An 8,476-nucleotide genomic window follows, 5' to 3' on the forward strand; every position below is an offset into this window, starting at 1 on the left:
TCAGGCACCGTCAGGAGCGGCCGCGAGCTGACCGCAGGCGCCGTCGATCTCGCGGCCGCGGGTGTCCCTGACGGTCGTCGGGACACCCTTGGCCTCGAGCCGGCGGACGAACTCGCGCTCGTCAGCCGGGTCGGAGGCGGTCCACTTCGAACCCGGGGTCGGGTTGAGCGGGATCAGGTTGACGTGGACCCAGCCCCAGTCGCCGTACGACGTGAGGACGTCGCCGAGGAGGTCGGCGCGCCACGCCTGGTCGTTGATGCCGCGCATCATGGCGTACTCGATGGAGACCCGGCGCTTGGTCGTCTGGGCGTAGTGCCAGGCCGCCTCGACGGTCTCCGCGACGGAGAACCGGGTGTTGATCGGGACCAGCTCGTTGCGCAGCTCGTCGTCGGGGGCGTGCAGGCTCAGGGCCAGGGTCACCGGGATGCCCTCGTCGGCCAGCTGACGGATCCGCGGCACCAGCCCGACGGTGGACACCGTGATCCCGCGCGCGGACATGCCGAGGCCGTCGGGCGCCGGGTCGGTCAGGCGACGGACGGCGCCGATGACGGCCTTGTAGTTGGCCAGCGGCTCCCCCATGCCCATGAAGACCACGTTGGAGACTCGGCCGGGGCCGCCGGCGACCTCGTCGCGAGCGAGCGCGCGGGAGCCGGCGACGACCTGCTCGACGATCTCGGCGGTCGACATGTTGCGCTGGAGGCCGCCCTGCCCGGTCGCGCAGAACGGGCACGCCATGCCACAACCCGCCTGGCTGGAGACGCACATCGTCACGCGGCCCGGGTAGCGCATCAAGACCGACTCGACGAGCGCGCCGTCGAAGAGACGCCACAGCGTCTTGCGGGTGGTGCCCTTGTCGGCCTCGAGGGTCCGCAGCGGGGTCATCAGGTCCGGCAGCAGTGCCGCGACCAGCTCCTCGCGCTGGGCCGCCGGCAGGTCCGTCATCTCCGCCGGGTCGTCGACGAGCCGCGCGAAGTAGTGGGTGGACAGCTGCTTGGCGCGGAAGCCCGGCAGGCCGAGCTCGACCAGGCGCGCCTTGCGCTCCTCGGCGTCGAGGTCGGCCAGGTGCGGCGGGGGCTTCTTGCGTCCCTTCGGCTCGGCGAGCACGAGGGGAAGCCGGACGGGCTCGTCAGACACGGGAGAAGTCACCGATCACGGTAGATGAGGTAGTACAGGACGCCCACGGCGACGCCGACCACGACGACAGCGGTCGCGACCACGCCGAACAGCATGTAGCGACCGAAGCGGCGGGTGCGGCCCGGGACGAGCAAGCCGATCGGGACGACCAGGGTGAGCAGCACGAACGGGAAGAGCTCCTCAGCGCGCTCGTAGCCGACCAGAGCCTTGAGGATGGCGGCATAGGTGCCGGGGACCAGGATGATGAAGGCCATCCCGGTGAAGAACCCGGAGAGCGGGAAGAACACCGGGTGCTCGCGGTGCCACCAGTCGGGGCGGCGGACGCCGGCAGGCGCGACGACCCGATCCGGGTCGGTCGCGGTCGTCCCGGAGGTCTCCACTGCCTGATCCATCACGCCCGATGCTACCGGCCCGGCGTGTCGGGAGCGCGATCGCGAGCCACCGTGACTAGTCCGTCCCCGACCGATCGGAGGATCCCTCCTGAAACAAAGTCCGGTTACCGTGGAGGCGCGGCCTGGCGGCATTTCGGGAGCGGCCGCTGAAGGGATCTCGCCATGCGTATCGTTTTCGACGCCCCACGGTTCGCCGCGGCGGCGCTCGACGTCCCCGGCCAGGCGGCCTGGCGGGTGCGGGTCGGTGCTCGCTACCTCCTCGCGCTCTGCGGCACCAACCCCGCCGAGGGCTGTCTCGACCTGCTCGAGGCGCACGCTGTCCTCGTCCAGGAGAACCCGTCGCTGGCCGACATCCGCCTGGTGGTGGTGTGTCCTCCGGACCACGACCAGGATCCCGACGAGGTGGCGACGTTCTGGAGTCGGACCCACGACCTGGGCGCCGACCCGATGCTCGTCCGGCCGGTCCCCGCCGAGATGCCGGCCCTGGTCGCGGGCGCCACGGCGGTGGGCTACCTCCCCACCGAACCCTCGACCCACGGTCGCGCGCTGGAGGCACTGGCGGCGGGTGTCCCGGTGGTCGCACGGGACCTGCCGGGGATCCGCGAGGTCCTCGGTGACGCCGTCGCCTACGGCGACACCGTGCTGTCGATCGCCGACGCCCTCGTCGACGTCCTCACCGACCCGCCCGAGCCGACGCGCGGAGTGGCCCATGCGGCCGCCTGGGCGGCTCGGTCGAGCGCCCAGCGGTCCGCTCAGTAGACGGCGTAGTGGAGCAGCAGCCAGATCGGCGCGATGGTCGCGAGCAGTGAGTCGAGGCGGTCCATCAGGCCCCCGTGGCCCGGGATCACCTGGCTCATGTCCTTGATGCCGAGGTCGCGCTTGATGACCGACTCGCACAGGTCGCCGAGGGTGGCCATGACGACCGCGATGAGGCCGAGGCACAGCCCGACCCACCAGTCGCCGTCGAGCAGGTAGACGACCAGCGCCCAACCGACACCGAGGCATGCCAGCAGCGATCCGACGAAACCCTCCCAGGACTTCTTGGGGGAGATGACCGGCGCCATCGGGTGCTTGCCGAAGAGGACGCCGGCGATGTAGCCGCCGATGTCGGAGGCGATCGTCACCACGATGAAGGTGATGATGCCGGCGACACCGTCGTCGTCGAGCCCGCCGCCGGACCAGGTGTCACCGCCCTCGGCGAGCAGCAGCGCCACGAACGAGCCGAGGAACGGCAGGTAGACGAGGGTGAAGACCGAGGCCGTGGCGTTCTTGACGTAGCCGTCGACGCCACGGCGCAGCAGCCACAGCATGATGACGAGCGCGGTGACCGCCGTCGCCGTGACGAGCGCGTCGGCGCCGTACACGTAGGCCACGACCACGATCACCACGCCGCCGATCATCAGCGGCTGCTCGGGCAGGTCGATGTCCTTGGCGAGCATGCCCTTGCGCAGCTCCCACACCGCGACCACGACGGCCGCGGCGACGATGAGCATGAAGGCGGGCTTCCAGAAGTACAGCGAGGCGCCGATGGCGCTCAGCAGCACGACGGCGGAGGCCACCGCTGCCTTGAGGTCGCGGCCGGCGCGGCCGTGGTCCTTCTGGGGAGCCGGGACAGCGGCGGCAGTGCCGGCGGGGGGCGTGACGTCGGTCATCGAAGGTGTGGTCCGTCGAGGTCAGACCTCGAGGAGCTCGGCTTCCTTGTTCTTCAGCAGCTCGTCGATGGCGTCGGTGTGCTTCTTGGTGAAGCCGTCGAGCCGCTTCTCGGCGCCGACGACGTCGTCCTTGCCGGCCTCGCCGTCCTTCTCGAGGCGCTCGAGGTTCTGCTTGGCCTTCTGGCGGACCTGGCGGACGGCGACCTTGCCGCCCTCGGCCTTCTCCTTGGCCAGCTTGATGAACTCCTTGCGGCGCTCCTCGGTCAGCTCGGGGAAGACGCAGCGCAGCATCTTGCCGTCGCTGGACGGGTTCACACCGAGGTCGGACTCGCGGATGGCCTTCTCGACGTTCGCGATCGCGCCCACGTCGAAGGGCTGGACCAGGATGATCCGGGCCTCCGGCGCCGTGAACGACGCCAGCTGCTGGATCGGGGTCGGCGTGCCGTAGTAGTCGACCATGATCTTGCTGAACATGCTCGGGTGCGCCCGGCCGGCGCGGATGGTCGCGAACTCCTCACGGGTCGCGGCGACCGACTTGTCCATCTTGCCGTCGGCCTCGTTGAGGATGTCGTTGATCATCGGTGCCCCTTCTTCGCTTTCTGCCGGTCAGCCGGCGCTGACGAGCGTGCCGATCTTCTCACCCTGCACGACGCGCAGGATGTTGCCCTCGGGCTCCATGCCGAAGACCACCATCGGGAGCTTGTTCTCGCCGCAGAGCGCGAACGCGGTCTGGTCCATGATCCGCAGCCCCTGCATGATCGCCTCGTCATAGGTGAGGGCGTCGTACTTGGTCGCCGTCGGGTCGACGTGCGGGTCGGCGCTGTAGACGCCGTCGACGCCGCTCTTGGCGACGAGCACGACGTCGCACTTGCTCTCCAGCGCGCGCTGGACCGCGACGGTGTCGGTCGAGAAGTAGGGCATGCCCATGCCAGCGCCGAAGATGACGACCCGGCCCTTCTCCATGTGGCGGATCGCGCGGCGCGGGATGTAGGGCTCGGCGACCTGGCCCATCGTGATGGCGCTCTGGACCCGGGTGTCGATGCCGAGCTTCTCGAGGAAGTCCTGGAGCGCCAGGCAGTTCATGACGATGCCGAGCATGCCCATGTAGTCGGCCCGCGCACGGTCCATGCCGCGCTGCTGGAGCTCGGCACCCCGGAAGAAGTTGCCGCCACCGATCACGACCGCGATCTGGGTGCCGGACTCGACCACCGAGGCGATCTCCTTGGCCACGCCCTGGACGACGTCGGGGTCGACGCCGAGCTTGCCGCCGCCGAAGACCTCACCGGACAGCTTCAGCAGCACTCGCTTGTAACCCGTCACGGGGCCGACCCTACCGGTCGGTCACCTGGCCCGATCAAGTGATCCGCTGCACCCGCTGCCGGTAGTTGCTGCTGTTGTCCCCGTCGATGTCGGACTTCTTGGTCTTGGAGATGTGGTCGATCTTCTCCTCGCCGCCGCGGACCGGCTGCGGTTCGATGATCGTGTCCCGCTCGAACTGGTGGGACTTGTCGGCGTTGCGGTAGTAGCGCCAGATGGCCCAGTACGTCGCGGCTCCGCCGGCCGGGCCGGCGGCCAGCAGCCAGACCGGGCTGTCGTCGGATGCCTGGGCGAGGACGAGGGCGAGGTCGGCGATCATGCTGCCCACGCCACCAGGATCGCGCCGGCGATGCCTTCGAGGAAGGTACCGACGGTGACGGCTGCCAGGAGCAGCTTGGGCTTGGAGACGGGGATGCTGCCCATGGTCTCTCCGGTCCGTGCGTTGACGGCGATGTAGTGGAGGAGCTTGTTGCTCTCCTGCTGGTAGGAGTAGAGCCACACCGGCAGGTACATCGACACCCAGCGGGACCCGCCGACGTCGATCTTCTCCTGCTCCCACCGCACGCCACGCCCGAAGCGCTCCAGGGACGCGCGGACCTCCGAGCGACCGATGGAGAGGAGCTGGTCCTCGAGCTTGGGTTTCATCGCCTCCACGTTCATGTCGCGCTTCTCGCTCGTGAAGCCCACCAGGTAGTTGGCGTTCCACTGCACGGCGTTCTTCGTGTCGAACGGCAGGATCGTGTTGATGATGTTGTTGGTGTTGGCCGGCCCGATGGCGGCGCGCTCCGAGGAGCCCTCCATGGTGAGGTCGTCGACGGTGAAGTCCACCTGCCGCGCCACCTGGTAGACGTCGGCGGCGTAGTAGGTGGTGCTGCTGTCGCCGTGCTTCTCGGTCCAGCGCTTCGTCTGGATCTCGCCCTTGCCCCAGTACTGCGACTGGGCGCGCGCGTCGATGACCAGGTAGGGCAGGTAGACGCCGAGGACGTTCTCCGGGACGAACTCCTTCTTGAACTGCTTGTGCGCGAACAGGCGTCGTTTCCCCGCGAACTCGCGGATCTTCTCGATCGCCTGCTCCTTCGTCAGACCGAAGGGCAGCACCGCGTCGGGGACGGCCCCGTTGGGGATCTGCTGGTTGACGTTGAGCGTGTGCCGGCACCAGTGGCAGCGGGCGTTGAGCGAGTGGGCCGTGTCGACGACCACCTCCGCGCCGCAGGCCTCGCACTTGAAGGTGACCTGGTCGTTGACGTCGGCCTGGATGTCCTTCGCCCCGCTGGCGATGACCGTGCCCTCGAGGGAGTCGATCCCCTCACCGAGCCCGAACTGCTCCTCGACCCGCGCCTCCTGCCACTCGTGGCGGCAGAAGTGGCACACGAGCTGACCGGTGGAGCCGCGCAGGCTGACGTCGGTCGAGCCGCACCGGGGGCACTTGTTCAGCCCGTCCTTGAGCGACTCGTTGACGGTCTCGATGCTCGGGCCGGGCTCGGGTGCGGCGTTCGCGTTGGCGAGCTCCTCCTCCAGGGACAGGGGCGGCCCGTCGAACGTGGGCTGCTGGACCTGCTGCTCGGCCTGCGGGGGCGGGGGCGGAGGTGGTGGCGGCGGAGGCGGAGGTACGGCGCCGGCGGGGGGCTCCTGCGTCATGTCAGAGTCCGAGCGCCTTGGCCTTGGCCGCGTCGTAGTCGGCCTGCGTGATGAGCCCGGCGTCGAGCATCTGCTTGGCCTTGGTCAGGACCGCCATCGGGTCGTCCGCTGCCGGAGCTGCCGGGGCCGCAGGCGCGGCAGGTGCCGCCGGAGCCGGCGGGGCCGGCTGGGCGACGGGCTGCTGGAGGCCGCCGATCCCGGCGCCGCCCGCGGCCATGCCCATCCCGATGAGACCACCGGGACCGGCGTTCTCGCCGGCCGCCTCGAAGCCCGCGGCGACCGAGGCCTGCAGGTTGGAGTTGCCGCGAGCACCCGACAGGGCGTCGGCGCGCTGGACGTTCTTGAGCAGCTCACGCGTGGTGGCGTCGTACTCGATGGAGATGATCGCGGTCTTGACGATCTCCAGACCACGGCCGGTCTTCCACTGGTAGTTCTGCTCGACCGCTGCGGACAGCGACTGGGCGAACCCGATCGAGTCCTGCTGGAGCTTCGCGATGCGGTTCCCCTTGGCGGGGTCGTTGGTGTACATCGAGAACGCCGGCGCCAGCGAGCCGACGACCTCGTTGAACAGCTGCTCACCGGCCGGGTTGTCCATGTCGGTGAAGTCGAAGACCCCGCGCCCGGAGATGATCCCCGCCGGGACGAAGTTGCGGATGAAGGTCAGTGGGTCGGTGATCTTGAGCGTGTAGGTGCCGCGGGTGATCGCGCCGACCTGGGTGTTGAGGAACGCGTCGTCCCAGTAGATCTCCGACTGGGTGCCGAACTTGTTGTTCGGGAGCTCCTTGAGGCACACGAAGAGCGCGTTCTGCTGGGCCGAGGGACGGCCGCCGAACTTGAAGCGCTCCCAGCTCTGCTTGATCACCGAGTCGACGAGGCCGCCCCCGGTGAAGATCGACTGCGAGGCCGCCTCGTCGGACTTCCACTCGTAGGCGCCCGGCTCGGCGGCGAAGCCCGTGAAGGCGCCGTCCTCGAGCAGGACCAGTCCGTAGCCCTCGGGGACGACGAACTTCGACCCGTTGGTGATGACGCCGTCGGAGCCCTGGGTGTTGCTGCCGCGACCGGCGTTCTCACCGCGCTTGACGGCCGGGAAGATCGCGGCCGTGGGGCCGATGGTGTCGGGGACGGTGAAGAAGTCGACCCACTGGTCAGCGAGAGTGCCACCGATCGCGCCGACGGCAGCCTGGATGAGTCCCACGTGACGATCTCCTTGATAGACCTGACGGCGACCGCCTGGGTGCGGTGCGCGCTCCCAGAAACTATCCGACTGCCGGAGCCGCCAAACATGAAATGACGGCAATCCAGCCACAATGCAGCCAAAAGGACGAAGGCCGGTTCCACCTTGCGGTGGAACCGCCCTTCGTGCCGTTCAGGTGGGGCGACGCGTCAGGCGCCGACCTCGAACCGCGCGAACCGGGTCACCGAGGTGCCGGCGGCGTCGAGAACCTGCTTGACGGACTTCTTCGACTCGAAGACCGACTCCTGGTCGAGGAGCACGATCTCCTTGAAGAACGCGTTGATCCGACCCTCGACGATCTTGGCGACGGCAGCCTCGGGCTTGCCCTCCTCGAGCGTCTTCTTGGTCAGCACGTCCTTCTCGGCCGCGACGACGTCGGCGGGGACCTGGTCGCTCGTGAGGTACTGCGCCTTCAGCGCGGCAGCCTGCTGAGCGGCCTGCTTGGCGGCAGCCTCGTCACCCTCGTACTCGACGAGCACGCCGAGAGCCGGGGGCAGGTCGGTGGCCTTCTTGTGGAGGTAGACCGTGGTCGAACCCTCGAAGTAGGCCACCTCGCCGAGCTCGATCTTCTCGCCGATGGTGCGAGCGAGGTCGTCGACGGTCTCGCCGACGGTCTTGTCGCCCAGCGAGACGGCCTTGAGGGCCTCGGCGTCGCCGATCTTGTTCGCGTTGGCTGCGTCGGCGATCGCCTGGGCAGCGTTGACGAACGCCTCGTTCTTCGCGACGAAGTCGGTCTCCGACTTCAGGCTGATCAGCGCGCTGCCGGAGGCAGCGACCAGACCGGCCGAAGCGTCGCGCTCAGCGGCACGCGCGTTCATCTTGGCCTCGCCCTTGACGCGGAGCAGCTCGACGGCCTTGTCGAAGTCGCCGTCGGTCTCGTCCAGCGCCTTCTTGCAGTCCATCATCCCGGCCTGCGTCAGCTCGCGGAGCTTCTTCACGTCGGCAGCGGTGAATGCCATGGATCTCCCTCGATCTCGTGATGAGTGGTGGGTACGACGAGGCTCAGGCCTCGGCGGGGGCCTCGGCCTCGGCGGACGCCTCGGTCTCGGCAGGGGCCTCGGTCTCGGCGGGAGCCTCGGCAGCGGCCTCGGCGGCCTCCGCGGCCTCCC

Annotated in this window: 10 protein-coding genes; 1 reads left to right on the forward strand and 9 read right to left on the reverse strand. The window is 69.1% G+C overall.

What is annotated here, in order from left to right:
• Together rlmN and H0487_RS11175 are read right to left on the reverse strand one after the other, a co-directional pair.
• Entirely contained in the window at positions 1-1,134 is a 1,134-nt protein-coding gene (rlmN, locus tag H0487_RS11170) for a dual-specificity RNA methyltransferase RlmN (RefSeq protein WP_183094310.1), read from the reverse strand.
• Positions 1,135-1,142: 8 nt separating this feature from the next.
• A complete protein-coding gene (locus H0487_RS11175) occupies positions 1,143-1,526 on the reverse strand; it encodes a hypothetical protein (protein WP_183094311.1) in 384 nt (127 codons plus the stop codon).
• Positions 1,527-1,688: 162 nt separating this feature from the next.
• Between H0487_RS11175 and H0487_RS11180 the strand changes: the two genes are divergently transcribed.
• Positions 1,689-2,285: a glycosyltransferase gene (locus H0487_RS11180; RefSeq protein WP_183094312.1), complete on the forward strand. Its 597-nt coding sequence runs from the start codon at positions 1,689-1,691 to the stop codon at positions 2,283-2,285.
• Here the strand turns inward: H0487_RS11180 and H0487_RS11185 are convergent.
• The 7 genes from H0487_RS11185 to tsf form a co-directional block, all read right to left on the reverse strand.
• The gene (locus H0487_RS11185) at positions 2,279-3,178 is read right to left on the reverse strand and encodes a phosphatidate cytidylyltransferase (protein ID WP_183094313.1); all 900 of its coding nucleotides are present in this window, start codon (positions 3,176-3,178) and stop codon (positions 2,279-2,281) included. The genes H0487_RS11180 and H0487_RS11185 overlap by 7 nt on opposite strands.
• 21 nt (positions 3,179-3,199) lie before the next feature.
• Complete coding sequence (gene frr, locus H0487_RS11190; RefSeq protein ID WP_446685566.1) at positions 3,200-3,754, reverse strand: ribosome recycling factor; 555 nt, start codon at positions 3,752-3,754, stop codon at positions 3,200-3,202.
• A 30-nt stretch (positions 3,755-3,784) separates the two neighbouring features.
• Positions 3,785-4,498, reverse strand: a complete 714-nt coding sequence (gene pyrH / locus H0487_RS11195; RefSeq protein WP_183094315.1) for a UMP kinase — start codon at positions 4,496-4,498, stop codon at positions 3,785-3,787.
• A gap of 34 nt (positions 4,499-4,532) precedes the next feature.
• Complete coding sequence (locus tag H0487_RS11200; RefSeq protein ID WP_220793311.1) at positions 4,533-4,823, reverse strand: hypothetical protein; 291 nt, start codon at positions 4,821-4,823, stop codon at positions 4,533-4,535.
• A complete protein-coding gene (locus tag H0487_RS11205) occupies positions 4,811-6,133 on the reverse strand; it encodes a TFIIB-type zinc ribbon-containing protein (protein WP_183094316.1) in 1,323 nt (440 codons plus the stop codon). Before H0487_RS11205 ends, H0487_RS11200 begins: the two co-directional genes overlap by 13 nt.
• 1 nt (position 6,134) lies before the next feature.
• The gene (locus H0487_RS11210) at positions 6,135-7,328 is read right to left on the reverse strand and encodes an SPFH domain-containing protein (RefSeq protein ID WP_183094317.1); all 1,194 of its coding nucleotides are present in this window, start codon (positions 7,326-7,328) and stop codon (positions 6,135-6,137) included.
• Positions 7,329-7,516: 188 nt separating this feature from the next.
• Positions 7,517-8,326, reverse strand: coding sequence for a translation elongation factor Ts (gene tsf, locus H0487_RS11215; protein WP_183094318.1), 810 nt, complete (start codon positions 8,324-8,326; stop codon positions 7,517-7,519).
• Positions 8,327-8,476: the final 150 nt, after the last annotated feature.

The sequence above is a fragment of the Nocardioides stalactiti genome, assembly GCF_014180715.1.
GTDB classification, from domain to species: Bacteria; Actinomycetota; Actinomycetes; order Propionibacteriales; family Nocardioidaceae; genus Nocardioides; species Nocardioides stalactiti.